The 16,438-nt window shown below is 64.2% G+C and carries 19 protein-coding genes; 11 read left to right on the forward strand and 8 right to left on the reverse strand.

Translation table 11 applies throughout. From position 1 onward, the window contains the following. Window positions 1-25: 25 nt before the first annotated feature. From HQ354_RS06220 to HQ354_RS06235, 4 genes are read left to right on the forward strand one after another with little or no spacing between them, the layout of a single operon-like run. Window positions 26-958 (forward strand): ABC transporter permease, encoded by a 933-nt coding sequence (locus tag HQ354_RS06220; RefSeq protein ID WP_167675736.1) that lies wholly within the window; start codon window positions 26-28, stop codon window positions 956-958. Further along, window positions 955-1,890, forward strand: coding sequence for an ABC transporter permease (locus HQ354_RS06225; RefSeq protein WP_167675738.1), 936 nt, complete (start codon window positions 955-957; stop codon window positions 1,888-1,890). Before HQ354_RS06220 ends, HQ354_RS06225 begins: the two co-directional genes overlap by 4 nt. Next, entirely contained in the window at window positions 1,887-2,945 is a 1,059-nt protein-coding gene (locus HQ354_RS06230) for an ABC transporter ATP-binding protein (protein WP_167675740.1), read from the forward strand. Before HQ354_RS06225 ends, HQ354_RS06230 begins: the two co-directional genes overlap by 4 nt. Next, window positions 2,942-3,973 carry an oligopeptide/dipeptide ABC transporter ATP-binding protein gene (locus HQ354_RS06235; protein WP_308115131.1) on the forward strand — a complete coding sequence of 344 codons (1,032 nt, stop codon included), beginning with the start codon at window positions 2,942-2,944 and terminating at the stop codon, window positions 3,971-3,973. The genes HQ354_RS06230 and HQ354_RS06235 overlap by 4 nt, the downstream gene beginning before the upstream one ends. Window positions 3,974-4,035: 62 nt before the next feature. On the opposite strand, the gene HQ354_RS06240 is transcribed toward HQ354_RS06235, so the two are convergent. Both HQ354_RS06240 and HQ354_RS06245 read right to left on the reverse strand, forming a co-directional pair. After that, complete coding sequence (locus tag HQ354_RS06240; protein WP_068423494.1) at window positions 4,036-4,311, reverse strand: SHOCT domain-containing protein; 276 nt, start codon at window positions 4,309-4,311, stop codon at window positions 4,036-4,038. Between the two features lie 10 nt (window positions 4,312-4,321). After that, on the reverse strand, window positions 4,322-4,753 hold the full coding sequence (locus HQ354_RS06245; RefSeq protein ID WP_167675788.1) for a DUF6325 family protein: 432 nt from the start codon (window positions 4,751-4,753) through the stop codon (window positions 4,322-4,324). A 126-nt stretch (window positions 4,754-4,879) separates the two neighbouring features. Here HQ354_RS06245 and HQ354_RS06250 point away from each other — a divergent pair, with 126 nt between their 5' ends. Continuing rightward, window positions 4,880-5,272: an SHOCT domain-containing protein gene (locus HQ354_RS06250; protein WP_068423496.1), complete on the forward strand. Its 393-nt coding sequence runs from the start codon at window positions 4,880-4,882 to the stop codon at window positions 5,270-5,272. Window positions 5,273-5,306: 34 nt separating this feature from the next. Here HQ354_RS06250 and HQ354_RS06255 read toward each other — a convergent pair whose 3' ends face one another. Beyond that, the gene (locus HQ354_RS06255; RefSeq protein ID WP_068423498.1) at window positions 5,307-6,206 is read right to left on the reverse strand and encodes a LysR family transcriptional regulator; all 900 of its coding nucleotides are present in this window, start codon (window positions 6,204-6,206) and stop codon (window positions 5,307-5,309) included. Window positions 6,207-6,278: 72 nt separating this feature from the next. On the opposite strand from HQ354_RS06255, the gene HQ354_RS06260 reads away from it, so the two are divergent. The 3 genes from HQ354_RS06260 (at window position 6,279) to HQ354_RS06270 (ending at window position 9,288) form a co-directional block, all read left to right on the forward strand. Further along, a complete protein-coding gene (locus tag HQ354_RS06260; protein WP_222634405.1) occupies window positions 6,279-7,211 on the forward strand; it encodes an EamA family transporter in 933 nt (310 codons plus the stop codon). A gap of 111 nt (window positions 7,212-7,322) precedes the next feature. After that, window positions 7,323-8,588: a Mur ligase family protein gene (locus tag HQ354_RS06265; RefSeq protein WP_222634404.1), complete on the forward strand. Its 1,266-nt coding sequence runs from the start codon at window positions 7,323-7,325 to the stop codon at window positions 8,586-8,588. Then, window positions 8,581-9,288 (forward strand): type 1 glutamine amidotransferase, encoded by a 708-nt coding sequence (locus tag HQ354_RS06270; RefSeq protein ID WP_222634403.1) that lies wholly within the window; start codon window positions 8,581-8,583, stop codon window positions 9,286-9,288. Before HQ354_RS06265 ends, HQ354_RS06270 begins: the two co-directional genes overlap by 8 nt. A gap of 29 nt (window positions 9,289-9,317) precedes the next feature. On the opposite strand, the gene HQ354_RS06275 is transcribed toward HQ354_RS06270, so the two are convergent. The 4 genes from HQ354_RS06275 to HQ354_RS06290 all read right to left on the reverse strand — a co-directional run bounded on the left by HQ354_RS06275 (window position 9,318) and on the right by HQ354_RS06290 (window position 12,208). After that, the gene (locus HQ354_RS06275) at window positions 9,318-10,340 is read right to left on the reverse strand and encodes a type IV toxin-antitoxin system AbiEi family antitoxin domain-containing protein (RefSeq protein WP_167675750.1); all 1,023 of its coding nucleotides are present in this window, start codon (window positions 10,338-10,340) and stop codon (window positions 9,318-9,320) included. A 131-nt stretch (window positions 10,341-10,471) separates the two neighbouring features. Further along, window positions 10,472-11,080, reverse strand: a complete 609-nt coding sequence (gene recR / locus HQ354_RS06280; RefSeq protein ID WP_068423503.1) for a recombination mediator RecR — start codon at window positions 11,078-11,080, stop codon at window positions 10,472-10,474. Between the two features lie 10 nt (window positions 11,081-11,090). Beyond that, window positions 11,091-11,429: a YbaB/EbfC family nucleoid-associated protein gene (locus tag HQ354_RS06285; protein WP_068423505.1), complete on the reverse strand. Its 339-nt coding sequence runs from the start codon at window positions 11,427-11,429 to the stop codon at window positions 11,091-11,093. A gap of 71 nt (window positions 11,430-11,500) precedes the next feature. Then, on the reverse strand, window positions 11,501-12,208 hold the full coding sequence (locus tag HQ354_RS06290) for a siderophore-interacting protein (protein ID WP_068423644.1): 708 nt from the start codon (window positions 12,206-12,208) through the stop codon (window positions 11,501-11,503). Window positions 12,209-12,297: 89 nt separating this feature from the next. Between HQ354_RS06290 and HQ354_RS06295 the strand changes: the two genes are divergently transcribed. Next, entirely contained in the window at window positions 12,298-12,945 is a 648-nt protein-coding gene (locus tag HQ354_RS06295) for an HTH domain-containing protein (RefSeq protein WP_167675752.1), read from the forward strand. On the opposite strand, the gene HQ354_RS06300 is transcribed toward HQ354_RS06295, so the two are convergent. Then, window positions 12,942-13,376, reverse strand: a complete 435-nt coding sequence (locus HQ354_RS06300) for an SRPBCC family protein (RefSeq protein ID WP_068423646.1) — start codon at window positions 13,374-13,376, stop codon at window positions 12,942-12,944. The two genes, HQ354_RS06295 and HQ354_RS06300, sit on opposite strands and share 4 nt — an antisense overlap. 284 nt (window positions 13,377-13,660) lie before the next feature. Between HQ354_RS06300 and HQ354_RS06305 the strand changes: the two genes are divergently transcribed. Next, window positions 13,661-15,088: an FAD-binding oxidoreductase gene (locus tag HQ354_RS06305; RefSeq protein ID WP_068423508.1), complete on the forward strand. Its 1,428-nt coding sequence runs from the start codon at window positions 13,661-13,663 to the stop codon at window positions 15,086-15,088. Beyond that, window positions 15,085-16,401, forward strand: coding sequence for a class I SAM-dependent methyltransferase (locus HQ354_RS06310; protein WP_068423510.1), 1,317 nt, complete (start codon window positions 15,085-15,087; stop codon window positions 16,399-16,401). Before HQ354_RS06305 ends, HQ354_RS06310 begins: the two co-directional genes overlap by 4 nt. The last annotated feature ends 37 nt before the right edge of the window (window positions 16,402-16,438 follow it).

Raw genomic sequence — 16,438 nt, forward strand, 5'->3', positions numbered from 1 at the left:
AGGTGTTCCAATTGTGTTGATATTTATGGTCAAACGGTTGTTGGCTGCCGTTCCAGTGCTCATTCTCGTCACCATTCTCAGTTTTTCGATGATCCACTTGATCCCAGGCGACGCCGCGGTGGTCGCGGCAGGTGAGAACGCGTCGGCCGAGCAGATCGCCGCGACCAGGGCCCAACTCGGGCTCGATCAGAACATCGTCGTTCAATACTTCAGCTGGGTCGGAAACCTGCTGACCGGCGATCTGGGCACCTCGCTGCTCAGCAGCCACCGCAACATCGACGCAATCCTCGAAGCTCTACCCGTCACTTTGTCTCTCGCGTTCGTCGCGCTGTCGTGGTCGCTGGTGTTCGGAGTCGTCGTCGGCGTGTTCGCGGGACTACGACAGGGCACGTGGATCGACCGAACCCTCACGAGTCTGACCACCCTCGGCATCTCGATGCCGAGCTTCTGGCTCGGTCTGTTGTTCGTCACGTTCTTCTCGTTGCAGTTCCGACTCTTCCCCGCAACCGGGTACGCGCCTCTCAGCGACGGCATCGCTGCATGGTTCTCTCACCTCGTGCTGCCCGCCCTCGCACTGGGTACCGTCACAGCTGCCGAGATCGCCAGGCAGTCCCGGGCTGGTGTCATCGACGTTCTGGAACGGGACTACATCCGCACGGCCACCGCAAAAGGTCTGCCGCGCTGGAAGGTGATCGTCAAACACACGTCGAAGAATGCGGCCGTGCCGGTCGTCACCGTGTTCGGTCTCCAGGCTGCCGCGCTCATCGGTGGCGCGGTGATCATCGAGCAGGTGTTCGGCATGCCGGGGCTCGGATCCGTCGCTCTCAAGGCGATCCTCGAACGTGATTTCCCCGTCATCCAGGCATTCGTCGTCGTGATCACGCTGTTCGTCCTCGTGATCAACCTGCTCGTGGACATCTCGTACGCGTACTTCAATCCGAAAGCCAGGACATCATGACGATCAAGCCTCTCTCGTCGCCTCTGGACAACGCTCGACGTCAGCTCGAATCCTCGGCGAAGACCACCAGCACCCGGCAGGCTCCACCATCACCTGGTCGTCTCTTCGTCCGGCGAATCCTCAAGTCCCGCACCAACATTGCGTGCCTCATCTTTCTCGGTCTCCTCGGCGTCGTCGCCATCGCTGCACCGTGGATCGCGCCGTACGATCCCGCCTACCAGAAACTGGCGTCCGCGTTCCTACCCCTGTTCTCCGATGGTCACATCCTCGGCACCGACCAGCTCGGGCGAGACACGCTGAGCCGGCTCATCTATGCCACTCAGATTTCCCTCGTCGCGCCGCTCATCGCCGTTGGATTCGCGGCGGTGACCGGGCTACCGCTCGGACTTCTTGCTGGATATCTGGGAGGCAAGTTCGACTGGATCACCGGACGAATCGCCGACGCCCTGATCGCCCTTCCTGCGCTCGTGCTCGCTCTGGCGATCATCGCGATCTTCGGGCCCGGCCTCCTCAACGCGATGCTGGCGGTAGGCGCCGCATCCGCACCTCGCCTGTTCCGCGTCGTGCGAGGATCAACCATCAACGTACGGGAGGAGACGTACATCGAAGCAAGCAAGGTAGTCGGGTGCTCGACGCCTCGCACCGTGTTGATGCACGTACTACCGAACGTGAGATCACCACTGCTGGTGCAGATCACGTTGATGCTGTCGCTCGCCCTGTTGGCCGAGGCCGGCCTGAGCTTCCTCGGACTCGGCGTCCAACCACCCACCGCGAGTTGGGGATCGATGCTCCGCAGCGCGTTCGACAACCGATTCCAGAGCCCGTGGATGGTCGTCCCGCCGGGATTGGCGATCATGCTCACCATCCTGTCCCTGAATCTGCTGGGCGACGGCATCCGCGACGCGGTCGGCCAGGAACGGAGAAAGTCGTGAACCTTCTGTCGATCGACGACCTGCAAGTGGAATTTCGCACCGAAGCAGGCTGGACGCCGGTAGTGACCGGCGCGCATCTCGACCTTGCAGCGGGTGGCACTCGTGCGCTCGTCGGCGAATCCGGTTCCGGCAAAACTGTGACCGCACTGTCGATACTCGGCCTACTTCCGAAGCACAACAGTAGAGTCACGCGCGGCACCATCGACTTCGCGGGTGAGAATCTCTTGGACGCGGACGATGCCCGAATGCGCTCCATCCGCGGCCGTGAGATCGCGATGATCTTCCAGGAACCCATGACCAGTCTCAACCCGGTCTTCACCGTCGGCGAGCAGATCGCGGAGACGGTCCGCGCGCACATGGGAAGTTCACGAAAGCAGGCATGGGCCAGGGCGATCGAGGTGCTGGACCTCGTCGGAATTCCGGCCGCAGCACGCCGGGCAAAGGACTATCCCCACAGCTTCAGCGGTGGCATGCGGCAGCGCGCGATGATCGCGATGTCGATCGCATGTGATCCCAAACTGCTGATCGCCGACGAGCCTACGACAGCGCTCGACGTCACCGTGCAAGCCGGTGTGCTGCAACTACTTCGACGATTGCAGTCGGAACTCGGCACTGCGGTGCTGCTGGTGACACACGACCTCGGCGTCGTCGCGGACTTCTGCGACGAGGTCACCGTCATGTACGCCGGAGAACCCGTCGAGACTGCACATGCCGACCACTTGTTCGCGGAACCGCTGCATCCCTACACAGCTGGGCTCCTCGAATCGCTACCGCAACGCATCGCACCGGGGGATGATCTGGTCGCGATCCCGGGCATGGTCCCTCGGCCCGAGCAGATGCCGTCGGGATGCCGCTTCTCGCCCCGGTGTCGACATTCCGTCGCGGGCACGTGCGACGGTCGGCATCCCGAACTGATCGAAATCCGATCGGACCGCAGCACCCGGTGTGTTCGCGTCGCCGACCACGATCTGACGGGCCTGCTCCCTGCGTTGCCCATCGAGGCAGTTCCGGCCCGCAGCACCATCGATTCGGCAGACCTGGAGGCGTCGCTGTGACCACTCTCGAGAAGAACGTCGTCACCAAGCCCGTGTTGCTCGACGTACAGCACTTGTCCAAGTCCTTCGTGCGTTCGCGCGACGTACTGGGGCGTCCCCGTGAGACCGTCCGAGCAGTGCGGGACATCAGCGTCGGTATCCGTGCCGGTGAGACGCTCGGCATCGTCGGCGAATCGGGTTCGGGCAAGTCGACACTCGGTCGTTCGATCCTGCGGCTCGAGAACCCGGAAGAAGGGTCCGTCTTGTATCAGGGCAAAGATCTGCTGGCGTTGGGCCGGCGAGAACTTCGGCGCACTCGTCGGGACCTGCAGATGATTTTCCAGGACCCGTACGCATCGCTCGATCCGACCAAGACCGTAGGCAACGCGATTTCGGAGCCGCTGCGGATCTACGACAGGGCCTCGCGCGCAGACCACGACGATCAAGTGGCCGAACTACTGACCAAGGTAGGACTGCGAACCGAATTCGCGATGCGGTATCCCGGCGAGATGTCCGGCGGGCAACGCCAACGCGTTGCCATCGCACGTGCTCTCGCGCTCGATCCGAAGGTGATCGTCGCCGACGAGGCCGTGTCCGCACTCGACGTATCGACGCAGTCGGAAGTCATCAACCTACTCGTCCACCTCAACAAGGAATTCGACCTCACGTGTCTGTTCATCTCGCACAACCTGGGCGTAGTGCGGCATATCAGTGATCGAATCGCAGTCATGTACCTCGGTCGAATCGTCGAACTCGGCTCTGCGGCAGAGGTTTACGACTCACCACGCCACCCGTACACGAAAGCACTCCTGTCCGCGATTCCGGTTCCTGACCCGGTTATCCAACGTGCACGCCCCAAAACCATTCTCGAGGGCGATTCGCCGGACCCGGCGCATCCACCGACCGGCTGCGCCTTCGCATCGCGATGCCCATACGCCCAGGAGGTCTGCACTCGCATCGAACCGAACCTCGAGCGACGCGACAACGGGTCCGTGTCCGCTTGCCATTTCGCCGATTCGATTATCCGAGAGAAGGACTCGGTCGCTTGACACCAGAGGGGTCCCGCGCTCGATCAGCGCGGGGCCCTTCTGATTCCACCGCCCCCGGGGTGCTAGGTGCCGAGCAGCGAGGCTTTCGCCTTCGCGAATTCGGCGTCGTCGAGAATTCCTTGGTCGCGCAGGTCCGCGAGTTTCTGGATCTTGCCGACGAGGTCGTCTCCCGTATCGGGTGAGGGAGCCTGTCGGGGCGGCTGCTGCGGCTGCTCGCGCTCCTGCCTGCGACGGTTCATCATGTTGTTGGTCGCGTTGGCAGTTCCGGCGACCACCGCCGTGCGCGCCACCGTTCCGAGGAGTCCCGGCCTGCCCACGCGGCCGCGTCCGAATACCATCGCCTGCCTCCTACACCAGTGCTGCCGCGAGCGCGACTTCGACTGTTTCCCTGGGGATCTGGACGTGAAGCGCCACATCTCCTCCGGCTTCGCGCGACGCATGCGACAGCGTGCGCGCCCATGTCTGCTCGTAGACGAGTATCGCCGCCGATGTGCCCGGCTCGAGTGTGCCCCGTACGACGTCGAGGTCCTCGTCGCTGATCAGAGCTTTCGCCTCGAGCGAGAGTATTTCGAGACCGACGTCGTCGAGCGCCTCGTCGACATCGACCTGCCGCAGTGATCCGTCGAGACTGCGGCCGATGAACACGAGATCGAGCAGCGTGATCACACGCTGCTCGACGACCTGCGCCAGCGCGGCGACGACGGCGGGGTCGGCTCGATCGCCGGGAAACGTCACCACGAGAACGCCCACCGGACCCACGTCGAACATCGTCTCGTTCATCGTCACGATGCTTCTCCGCGCCCTGCGCCTGCGCATCATCCGGCGCGGGTGAATTCACCTGTTTCGGATGATGATCAAGTTGCGCGTCCGAGCCACGATGAGCTGTCTGGATTCACTATCAGCGGAATGGAGCAGCAAGCCGTGGACTCGTTCTGGGATTTTCTCTGGTTGGTAATCGTGAGTTTCGCGTTCGTGGCCTACCTGATGGTGCTGTTCTCGATCATCGGGGACCTGTTCCGCGACCACAAGACGTCGGGATGGGTCAAGGCGATCTGGATCTTCTTCCTCATCGTTGCGCCCTTCTTGACCGCGCTGATCTACATCATCGTCAAGGGCGGCGACATGACGAAACGGCAGGTGGCCGCCGTCCAGCACGCGAAAGACGAGCAGGACCAATACATCAAGCAGGTGGCAGGCCGTACGTCCGCCGAGGAGATCGCGCACGCGAAGACACTCCTCGACAACGGCACCATCTCGCAGGAGGAGTTCTCACAGCTGAAGGAGAAAGCTCTTCGCTGACGCTCAGAGCATGTGCACGAAAATACATGGACGGCTACGGATTTCCGTGCACACGCGCAGCCTCCGCCTCGAACGCCTCCACCACCGCCCTCACGGCCGGCAGCTCGCGAGCACGGGGTCGCGTCGCGAGTTCGTAGATCCTGCCTGCTCGCACTCCTGACAGTGGAATACGCACGAGCGCAGGATGTACGACGGCATATCGCGGCAGTAGAGCGACCCCGTGGCCTCGCGCCACCAATTCCTCGGTGACCCGGAAGTCGTTGATACGCTGGACCACACGAGGCTGCACCCCGGTTGCCGCGGCGACGGACAGCAACACGTCGTCGACCGGGAAACCGCCACGGACGCTGATCCAGTGCTCGTCGGCGAGTTCGCGCAGATCGACCGACTGCCTCGACGCCAACGAATGACTCGGCGGGAGCACGAGGTCGATCGGCTCACGCATCAGGGATTCCACTTCGATGCGCGCGGCAGCGGTTGCCGGTGCTCGATCGTCGCGATGGGTGAGTACGACGTCGTAGTCGGCAAGCAGCGCCGGCACCGACGAGGCGGGTAGGTCCTCGTCACGCGCAACCACTCGTGTCCCGCTGTCTCGCAGGCGGTCCAGAACCCCCGGCAGCAACAGAGCGGCACCGGACGGAAACAGCGCGACGCGCACGCGCCCTTTCGGTGACGCACTGTACGACTCCATTTCGGCCGTCGCTCGACGCAAGGCCCCGAGGACCTCGTCGGCCCGAAGGACGAGGGCATGGCCGGCGTCGGTGAGGCGGAGTCTGCGCCCGTCGGGTTCCAGCAACGCGACCCCTGCCTCCTTCGAGAGCAGTTTGAGTTGCTGGGACACGGCCGACGGCGTCAAAGACAATGCGACTGCGACGGCACCGACGGTTCCGCGGTCGGCAAGTTCGCGCAGTATTCGCAGGCGCTCGACGTTCATGTAGCGAATCTTAAGTGTCGGTGTCGCAACATTCGATTGTGCTGACACGTGGGTAGACCTGACGATGAACGAGTGAACACCCGCGACCGCTGCCTCGGTATCCTTGTCGCCGTCCTGTGGGGCCTGAATTTCCTGGCCATACGCGTCGGGCTCGATCAGTTCCCTCCATTCTTCTTCAACGCTCTGCGATTCCTCGTCATCGCAGTACCGGTGCTGCTCTTCGTTCGTCCGCCGAAGGTCCCGATCAAGTGGCTGCTGCTCTACGGCGTGGGCTTCGGGGTTCTTCAGTTCGCGTTCCTGTTCAGCGCGATGAACGCGGGGATGCCGACCGGGCTCGCGTCGCTCGTCCTGCAGTCGTCAGCGCCGTTCACGGTCGTCCTCGGCGCCCTTCTCCTGCGCGAGCGCATCAGCAGACGCCAGATTCTCGGCATCTCCGTCGCGATAGCGGGCATGGCGCTCATCGGCTATGACCGAGCCCAAGCCGCAACACTGCTTCCCGTCCTGCTGACGCTGCTCGCCGGCCTCTGCTGGGCATTCGGCAACCTCGGCAACAAGCTGGCTGCCTCGACCTGGTCGGGTCACTCCACTCCGGGGGAACCGATGCGGCTCATGCTGTGGATGTGCGTCGTACCGCCCGTCCCGATGCTGGCGTTGTCGGCGATCACCGAGGGACCCACGACGGGCTGGGTCGCGCTTGCGGACGCGTTCAGCCCCGAGGGATGGCAGGCACTGGCCGGGATCGGCTACATCGCCGTGTTCGGAACGCTGGTGGGTTCGGGACTCTGGACGATGTTGATGAGCCGGCACCAGGCGGGCGTCGTCGCACCGTTCTCGCTGTTGGTGCCCGTCGTCGGGATCGCGGGTGCCTGGCTGTTCCTGAGCGAGGAACCGAGCCCGTTGGCGTTGATCGGCGGCGCTGTCGTGATCGCCGGATGTCTGGGTGGAATGCAGAAGGCGGCACGGCCGGAGGCTCTTCCGACGAGTCGCGCGACGGCGTACACCTGACCGCGCTCGTCCGCCCCACCGGCGTGATCTTCCCCTCGTCATCGGCCTGATTCCCCGGCTGAGCCACCTTCCGACGAGAGCTGCCGGACAGGTCTGTGCCAGACTCGGCGCATGGTTCGAACGGGTGAGCGCAAGGCCGCGATAGGCGCGCGCGGCCGGCTGGCTTTGAAGGCCGCGGAGGCCGCCACATGGGCGTCGCGCAAGGCAGGCCGCGGCAAGGGGTCGATGATCGGCGGGCTGGTTGCCCTGAAGATCGATCCCGACATTCTGACGGGGCTCGGCTCCGGCCGTCGCACAGTGGTCGTCACCGGCACGAACGGCAAATCGACGACGACGCGTATGACCGCAGCCGCGCTCTCGACGCTCGGTGAGGTCGCAACGCAGGCCGACGGCGCCAACATGGACGCCGGGATCGTCGCGGCGCTGCACGCGCACATCGACGCGCCGCTCGCGGCTCTCGAGGTCGACGAGCTCCACGTTCCGCACGTGTGCGACGCCGTCTCCCCCGCTGCCGTCGTGCTGCTGAACCTCAGCCGCGACCAGCTCGACCGCGTCGGCGAGATCAACATGATCGAGCGGAAGCTTCGGGCAGGGCTCGCCCGTCATCCGGAGTCCGTCGTGATCGCCAACTGCGACGACGTCCTGGTGACGTCCGCGGCATTCGACGCTCCCAACGTGGTGTGGGTGGCCGCGGGCGGCGGCTGGGCAGGCGACTCGGTCAGTTGCCCGCGCACCGGCGAGCCGATCATCTGGGACGGCGAGCACTGGTACTCGACAGGAAGCGATTTCGCCAGGCCGACTCCCGACTGGTGGCTCGACGACGACAATCTCTACGGGCCCGACGGCCTGAAGATTCCAATGTCGTTGGCACTACCCGGAAAAGCCAACCGAGGCAACGCAGCTCAGGCCGTCGCCGCAGCCGTCACGCTGGGAGCGACTCCGGAGGATGCCGTTCGCGCGGCGTCCACGGTGAACGAAGTTGCCGGACGCTATTCGACGGTGCAGTACGGATCTCATTCCGTCCGAATGCTTCTCGCGAAGAACCCCGCTGGCTGGCAGGAAGCGCTGTCGATGATCGATCCGACGGTCGACGGCCTCGTCATCGCCGTCAACGGGCAGGTACCCGACGGCGAGGACCTGTCGTGGCTGTGGGACGTTCGCTTCGAACATTTCGAGAACGTCGCAGTCGTCGCATCCGGTGAACGGGCCACCGATCTCGGTGTCCGACTGTTGTACGCCGGATCCAAGCACACGACCGTCGCAGATCCGTTGAAGGCCATCGCATCCTGTCCGCCCGGGCGCGTCGAGGTGCTCGCCAATTACACCGCGTTCCGTGATCTCGGGCGCGCACTCGCACGCGAGGTGAACGATGTCTGAGTCCACCGTCCGCATCGGACTCGTACTGCCCGACGTCATGGGCACCTACGGCGACAACGGAAACGCGCTCGTGCTGAAACAACGTTTGCGCATGCGCGACATCGACGCCGAGGTCGTGCACATCACGCTGAACGATCCCGTTCCGGAATCGCTCGACCTGTACACCCTCGGCGGAGCCGAGGATTCGGCGCAACGGCTCGCGACCCGACATCTGACGAAATACCCCGGACTGCAGAACGCAGCGGCGCGCGGCGTTCCGGTACTGGCGATCTGCGCGGCCATCCAGGTCCTGGGTCACTGGTACGAGACGTCCGCAGGCGAACGCGTCGACGGCATCTCGCTGTTCGACGTGACGACGTCGCCGCAGGACGTGCGCTCCATCGGTGAGGTCATCTCCGAGCCGACTCTCGACGGCCTCACCGACAAGCTGACCGGATTCGAGAACCACCGCGGCGGAACGACTTTGGGTCCCGACGCCGGTGCGCTGGCCAAGGTCGTGAGCGGAATCGGCAACGGCGTCGGCGACGGGCGTGAAGGCGTCATACAGGGGTCGGTGATCGGCACGTACATGCACGGTCCGTTGCTCGCCCGGAATCCGCAGCTGGCGGACTACTTGCTGGAGAAGGCGACGGGGTCGACCTTGGCTCCCCTGGAGCTGGAGGAAGTCACGCAGCTTCGGAGAGAGCGGTTGAGGCGCTGACGCGCACGTGCACGAAAATACAGACCCCGCTATGTATTTTCGTGCACATGAGCGCACCGCTCACAGGGAAACGACGTGTCGTCCCATCCCTCCCTGACCAGCACCGCCCGCACCTCGGAATACACCCCGCACGGATCCTTCGTCACCTCGTCCCACCCGTAGACGAGACGAGGTAGGCCTCCGAGTTCTGCGGCATTGTCGCGTCGTCGATCCCGGAACCGACGCTGCTTCGCCGAATGGAATGCCTGACCGTCCAGCCGGACGATGAGTCCCACCTCCTCGTACAGGACGTCCTCGAAAAGCGTCCGCCCGTCGACGTGATGTGGCGCCTGGCGCGCGCTCGAAGGCAACCCGTGCGCCTGCTCGACGTCGATTACGTATCGGTGCTCCAGAGCAGAATGCACTCCATCGGCCAGCAGCGCCAACGTGTCGAGAAGCGCCTTCCGGTATCGACGGGGACGCCTGAGCTCCACCTTCTTTCGCATCGCATCCACCGAGACTGCACCCGACGACATCGCCGACACCATTCGCACCATTGCATCTCGGGCGCTGGCAGAGTCGACCGCAAGGTCCAGCACCGTGTCCGGCTTGCTCGTCCTCCACGGATCGGTCTCCACCCCGATGTGCGACCACGCGCGCGACCGGTGAATCACGACGCCGGGGTGAATCTCGTTGTTCGACTGCGCCGTGAACCGCAGCTTCGCGTGTCGCAAGACCGCACCCTGACTTGTCGCCGATGTCCCGAACGGGACCGTCACGTGTACAGGTCCGTACCGAGGTCGCAGCATTCCCCATTCTTCGGCCGCCGTGTCATGACTGAGCAGCGCCCGTGGCCCGGCGTACAGGAGAGCCGCCGAACACATCATCGAGCGTGTGAGCGGCCCGTTGGTAGTCGATATGACGCCGCGAAAAACTCGAAGCCATTGGCCGCTTTCCACCGCGTGGCGGATCGACTCACGGTTGACACCCTGTTCGTACAGCTGGGTAGTCGTGAGGATGCCGTTCTGGGCGTCGAGTAGTTCTTGCCATCGACCGCTGGGTTTCGTTACCATGCGCAGCACAATGCGCTGATGCTCCGACAGCGAAAGCCGAAAACCATGAGTTATCCACAGGGTGGGGACAACTCATGTGCATGAAAATACACAGCGGACTATGTATTTCTATGCACATGCGGCGAAGCCGCCTACAACGCTCGACGACCCGTCAAAGCGCGCCCCAAGGTGAGCTCGTCCGCGAACTCCAGATCCCCACCCATCGGCAGCCCCGAGGCCAGACGGGTGATCGCAAGTCCCGGGAAGTCCCGCATCATGCGCACCAGATACGTCGCCGTCGCCTCACCCTCGGTGTTCGGGTCGGTGGCGATGATGACTTCGGCGACGTCGACGCCGTCGTCCTGATTCCCGACGCGCATCAACAACTCTCGAATGCGCAACTGGTCCGGCCCGACGCCGTTCAACGGGTCGAGTGCGCCGCCGAGCACGTGGTATCGACCCTTGAACTCACGTGTACGTTCCACTGCCTGAACGTCTTTCGGCTCCTCTACGACGCAGATGATGCTGCGATCGCGTCGCGGATCGGCACAGATGCGGCACAGTTCCTTGTCGGACACCGTGCCGCAGACCGTGCAGAACTGAACGCCGTCACGTACACGTTGCAGGGCCTTGATGAGCCGCTCCACCTCGGGTGGTTCGACACCCAACAAGTGAAAAGCTATGCGCTGCGCGCTTTTCGGGCCGACGCCCGGCATCTTGCCGAGCTCGTCGATCAGATCCTGAACAGGACCTTCGTACACGTGTCCGTCCTCAGAAGCCGGGAAGGCCGAGCGAACCGCCGCCGAGACCACCCGCGAGAGGGCCGAGCTTCTCCGCCGCAACCGACTGCGCAGCGTTCGACGCGTCGGCCACGGCTCCGATGATCAGATCCTGTAGCGTTTCGACGTCGTCGGGATCGACGACCTTCGGATCGATCGTGAGCCCGACGAGTTCGCCGGTGCCCTTCACGGTCGCCCGCACGAGACCCCCGCCGGCCTGTCCGGACACCTCCGCCTGTGAGATCTCCGCCTGCGCGGCCATCAACTGCTGCTGCATCTGCTGCGCCTGCTGCATGATCGACGCGATGTCTGGCTGCTCACCGGGTTGCACTGAAGAATCCTCTCGTCGCACTGTCGCGTTCAGCCTAGTAGGGATCCGGTCCAGCACACCCGCTGCCGCCCCTAGCCGCGGCGACCACGCCTGTCGTCCGACCAGTACCCGAAGATCCTCGTATCGTCCGCGGACAGCCCCGCGTCCTGGCAGACCGCCCGAATGGCGTCCATCCGTGAACGCTCGCCGGCCGCCCAGACGGTGGTGGTCGAGTCCATGTCGGAGCGCCTGGCTGCGGTCACCAGCGGGTCGAACCCCATACCGACGTGGAAGCTGACGACGCCGACGCCATCGACGACGGGTAGTTCCGCGACAGCGGCGGGGTCGGGCGTGTCCAACCACACCGTTCCGGTGGCCGACGCGGGCCACTGTTGCAGTATCGCGCGCACTGCCGGCACGGACGCCTCGTCGGCGAACAGCAGGACGCGTCGACCACTCTCGAAGTTCGGAAGACCTCTGCCTCTGGGCCCGCCGATGGGCGTCGAGGAACCGACCTCGATCGATCCGAGCCAGCGCTGCATGATCGTGTTCTCGAGGCTGGGGCTGAATTCGATGTCCAGGATGCCGCGGTCGGCGTCGAATTGCCGCACCGTGATGTCGAGGGACGGAACGCCGGGGAACTGCAGCCACTCCGTGATGCTGAGCGCGTCCCAGTCGGCGGCATGACGAGTCGGCGTCACCATCGACGTCATGCGCAGCACCCCTGGCCGCGGCCGACTGACAGCAAGCGTCCGCAGAGCCGGCTCGTAGAAGCCTGGTCCCGATTCTGGAACCGTCATGACCCACCTCCCGGAAGTCATCACTACTTGAGTAAGGCTAAACTTCGGCGACGCCCTCGCACCAGCCGGGTTACTCGTATGCTTTGTGTATGCAGGCCGAGATCCGACCCGCCGCCGGACGCCGACGCCGGGTGACCCCGGAGACGATCACGGCGGCAGGCATCGAACTGACGCTGCCGAAGGTGACCGTCAAGACGCTCGCCGAGAAGCTCGGGGTCAGCATCGTCGCGATCTACAACAACATCGACGGCATCGACGCCGTGAAGGATCTCGTCGCGGAAGAGATCCTGCGGCGGTGGGATTTTCCCGCACCCGCGGACGGCGAATCGCTGCACGACGCTCTGATGCGCCTCGCCATCGATCTACGTCGGCTCGTTCACGGGCATCCCGGTATCGCGCACTACCTGGTGAACATCGGCGCCGGGTCGCACCATGCACTCGCGAAGATCGACGCGGTGCAGCAGCGGTACGCGACCCAGTACGACCTGAGCCCCACGCAGGCGGTGTGGGCGGTCGCGACGGTGGCGGAACACGCCATCGCGCTGGCCGAACTCGTCCACACCCCGGACAGGCGGCAGAACCAGCCTGCGATGGTGGCCAGAGACGACCTGAGCGTGATTCCGCTGGGCGTGGATGCGGAGAGTCGAAGTCTGGACTCGGACTTCGAGTGGTCGATGCGGGCCGCCGTCGTCGGCACGGTCGCTGTGATCGGCGACCCGCGGTTCGACGAGCGTTAGCGGGTTTCCTTCTCCAGGTTGGCCAGCGTCTGCGCCTGGATCTTCTTCAGACCGAGCGGCGCGAACGTCTTCTCGAAGAAGCCGCCGATGCCGCCTGCGCCCTTCCATTCGGTCGTCGTCGTGACCTCGCTGCCCGATCCCGACGGCGCGACGGTCCAGGTGGTCACCATCGACGAGTTCGCGTCGCGCTCGGTGATGGTCGAACCGTCGACGCTGACCGTGGCCTTGACGTTCCGCGAACGCTTCGACGTGGCCTGCAGGGTCCACTGAGCAACCGTGCCTGCGCCCTGACCGCCCTCGAGGACGGTGTAGTCGAGGTACTGCTCGGGCAGAATACGAGGTCGAACCGTCTCGTAGTCGGTGAGCGCTGCCAACACCTGATCGGGCGACTGAGCGAGGGTGATGGAACTGCTGGCGCTTACCTGTGCCACGGGCGAATCTCCTTGTGCGTACCGAGCGAACATGTCCGTTTTCCATCCTGCCTTCAGGAGGGGTCGCTCGGCTACGAACGGATACGGCGATGTGAGATGGTTCACGGCACACTTTCTCAGCGCGACAAAAAAGATGTAGAACGCAACCATTTGTCGCTTTTGCACCGTTATCCAGCGCGAACGGAGCAACATTTCAGTGAAATTTGCCCGCGCGCGCAGCAATCGCGGTGGCTCCGAGCGACCCGTGGCGATAGCGTCTTCCTGTGGCTTCAGCGAGAGGGTTCATGAGACGAAGGCCCGAACCGAGGGAAACCGGTTTCGCGGCACATCGGGCGGGGGTCGAGCAGCTACTCGGAAGCTACCGCGCCATTCCTTCCCATGCGACGGTTCGGCTGGCGAAGAAGACGTCGAACCTCTTCCGTACGCGGGCCGTCGCGAACGCGCCCGGCCTCGACGTGTCCGGCCTTTCGCGCGTCATCTCGGTCAACCCTCAGGACAACACCGCAGATGTCGCGGGCATGTGCACCTACGAGGACCTCGTCGACGCGACGCTTCCCTACGGCCTGGCTCCTCTCGTCGTCCCCCAGCTCAAGACGATCACCCTGGGCGGTGCGGTCACCGGCCTCGGCATCGAGAGCACGTCGTTTCGCAGCGGCCTGCCCCACGAATCCGTCCTCGAGATGGACATCCTGACCGGCAGCGGCGAGATCCTCACTGCAACACCAGAAGGCGAGAACTCCGAGCTGTACTGGGGCTTTCCCAACTCGTACGGCACGCTCGGCTATGCCACCAGACTGAAGATTCGCCTCGAACCCGTCCTGCCGTACGTCGCGCTGAGGCACGTGCGTTTCGACGACCTCGAGACGATGCAGGCCACGATGGACCGCATCGCCACCGAGCGTGAGTACGACGGCATCGCAGTCCACTATCTCGACGGCGTCGTCTTCTCCGCGACCGAGAGCTACCTGACGCTCGGCGTGCAGACTGCCGAACCCGGCCCGGTCAGCGATTACCACGCCGGCTCGAAGATCTACTACCGCTCGATTCAACACACGGGCAGCACGCCCAAGTCCGATCGACTCACCATCCACGACTACCTGTGGCGGTGGGACACCGACTGGTTCTGGTGCTCGCGTGCGTTCGGAACGCAGAATCCGAGGATTCGACGTTTCTGGCCGACGAAGTACCGCCGTTCCAGCTTCTACTGGAAGCTCATCGGACTCGACCAGAAGTACGACATCGCCGACCGCCTCGAGGCACGCAAGGGCAACCCACCGCGCGAACGCGTCGTACAGGACATCGAAGTGCCGATCGAGAACACCGCCGCGTTCGTGCACTGGTTCCTGGACGAAATCCCGATCGAGCCGTTGTGGTTGTGCCCGTTACGACTTCGCGAACCCGCCGCACCCGGCGCCGACGCAGCCCGGCCGTGGCCCCTGTACCCCCTCGAACCGAAGCGGACCTACGTCAACGTCGGCTTCTGGTCCTCGGTTCCGATCGTCCCAGGCGAGCCCGAAGGTGCGGCGAACCGCGCGATCGAGAAGAAGGTGACCGAGTTCGGCGGGCACAAATCTCTCTACTCGGAGGCGTTCTACACCGAGGACGAGTTCGCCGCGCTCTACGGCGGCGCGAAATTCAAGGAACTCAAGAAGCGTTACGACCCCACATCACGTCTGTTGGACATGTATTCGAAGGCGGTGCAAAGAAAATGACGACATTCAAAGAGCCCGGTACCCGCGACGCAGCGAGAGCGCACAAGCTCACCATTTCCGAAATTCTCGAACTTCTTTCCGACGGCAACATCCCTCTCCGGTTCACCGCATACGACGGCAGCGCCGCGGGCCCGGAGGATGCTGCGCTCGGCCTCGACCTGAAGAGCCCGCGAGGAACGACGTATCTCGCGACAGCCCCTGGCGATCTCGGTATGGCTCGCGCCTACGTCTCGGGCGACCTGGAGGCGATCGGCGTACATCCGGGCGACCCGTACGACCTCCTGCGCATGATGGGCGACGAACTGCATTTTCGACGCCCGAGCGCACTGACCCTCGCGTCGATCACTCGCTCTCTCGGCTGGGACCTGTTGCGTCCCATCGCACCTCCCCCGCAGGAAGTCGTACCGCGGTGGCGTCGGATCGCAGAAGGGTTGCGTCACTCCAAGACTCGTGACGCCGATTCCATCTCGCATCACTACGACGTGTCGAACACCTTCTACGAGTACGTGCTCGGGCCCTCCATGACGTACACGTGCGCGGCGTACACCTCCTCCGGCGACAGCCTCGAACAGGCGCAGGAGAACAAGTACCGCCTCGTGTTCGACAAGCTCGGACTGAAGGAGGGCGATCGTCTGCTCGACATCGGTTGCGGCTGGGGCGGAATGGTGCGCTACGCCGCCCGCCGTGGCGTCAAGACGATCGGTGCGACCCTGTCGAAGGAACAGGCCGCGTGGGCGCAGAAGGCGATCGCCGACGAGGGTCTGTCCGACCTCGCCGAGGTGCGCTTCTCCGACTACCGCGACATCCCCGAGACCGAGTTCGACGCGGTGTCGTCGATCGGGCTGACCGAGCACATCGGAGTGCACAACTACCCGTCGTACTTCGAGTCGATCAAGTCCAAGCTTCGCGTCGGTGGCCGGGTGCTCAACCACTGCATCACGCGACCGGACAACCGAAGCCACGCTCGCGCAGGCGCTTTCATCGATCGCTACGTCTTCCCGGACGGCGAGCTCACCGGCTCGGGCCGCATCATCACCGAGATGCAGGACGTCGGCCTCGAGGTGCGGCACGAGGAGAACCTACGTGAGCACTACGCGCTGACGCTGAAGGCGTGGTGCCAGAACCTCGTCGACAACTGGGACGCCTGTGTCGCGGAAGCCGGCGTCGGAACGGCACGCGTGTGGGGCCTGTACATGGCCGGATCGCGACTTGGTTTCGAGCGCAACGTCGTTCAGCTGCACCAGGTTCTGGGCGTCAAGCTCGGCCCGAAGGGCGAGGCGGATGTGCCGCTGCGCCCGTGGTGGGAGGGGTAGGCGACTTCGTCGCATGTGCATAGAAATACATAGAGGG

It is taken from the genome of Rhodococcus sp. BP-261 (assembly GCF_019835205.1).
Lineage (GTDB): Bacteria > Actinomycetota > Actinomycetes > Mycobacteriales > Mycobacteriaceae > Rhodococcoides > Rhodococcoides kyotonensis_B.

Bases quoted from the DNA above. Each gene is read 5' to 3' on its own strand.
- HQ354_RS06265 (WP_222634404.1), top strand. From the start codon at position 7,323: ATGGTTCGAACGGGTGAGCGCAAGGCCGCGATAGGCGCGCGCGGCCGG.
- HQ354_RS06275 (WP_167675750.1), bottom strand. From the start codon at position 10,340: ATGGTAACGAAACCCAGCGGTCGATGGCAAGAACTACTCGACGCCCAG.
- HQ354_RS06245 (WP_167675788.1), bottom strand. From the start codon at position 4,753: ATGAACGAGACGATGTTCGACGTGGGTCCGGTGGGCGTTCTCGTGGTG.
- HQ354_RS06225 (WP_167675738.1), top strand. From the start codon at position 955: ATGACGATCAAGCCTCTCTCGTCGCCTCTGGACAACGCTCGACGTCAG.
- HQ354_RS06240 (WP_068423494.1), bottom strand. From the start codon at position 4,311: ATGGTATTCGGACGCGGCCGCGTGGGCAGGCCGGGACTCCTCGGAACG.
- HQ354_RS06250 (WP_068423496.1), top strand. From the start codon at position 4,880: ATGGAGCAGCAAGCCGTGGACTCGTTCTGGGATTTTCTCTGGTTGGTA.
- HQ354_RS06295 (WP_167675752.1), top strand. From the start codon at position 12,298: ATGCAGGCCGAGATCCGACCCGCCGCCGGACGCCGACGCCGGGTGACC.
- HQ354_RS06270 (WP_222634403.1), top strand. From the start codon at position 8,581: ATGTCTGAGTCCACCGTCCGCATCGGACTCGTACTGCCCGACGTCATG.
- HQ354_RS06255 (WP_068423498.1), bottom strand. From the start codon at position 6,206: ATGAACGTCGAGCGCCTGCGAATACTGCGCGAACTTGCCGACCGCGGA.
- HQ354_RS06305 (WP_068423508.1), top strand. From the start codon at position 13,661: ATGAGACGAAGGCCCGAACCGAGGGAAACCGGTTTCGCGGCACATCGG.
- HQ354_RS06310 (WP_068423510.1), top strand. From the start codon at position 15,085: ATGACGACATTCAAAGAGCCCGGTACCCGCGACGCAGCGAGAGCGCAC.
- HQ354_RS06290 (WP_068423644.1), bottom strand. From the start codon at position 12,208: ATGACGGTTCCAGAATCGGGACCAGGCTTCTACGAGCCGGCTCTGCGG.
- HQ354_RS06220 (WP_167675736.1), top strand. From the start codon at position 26: ATGGTCAAACGGTTGTTGGCTGCCGTTCCAGTGCTCATTCTCGTCACC.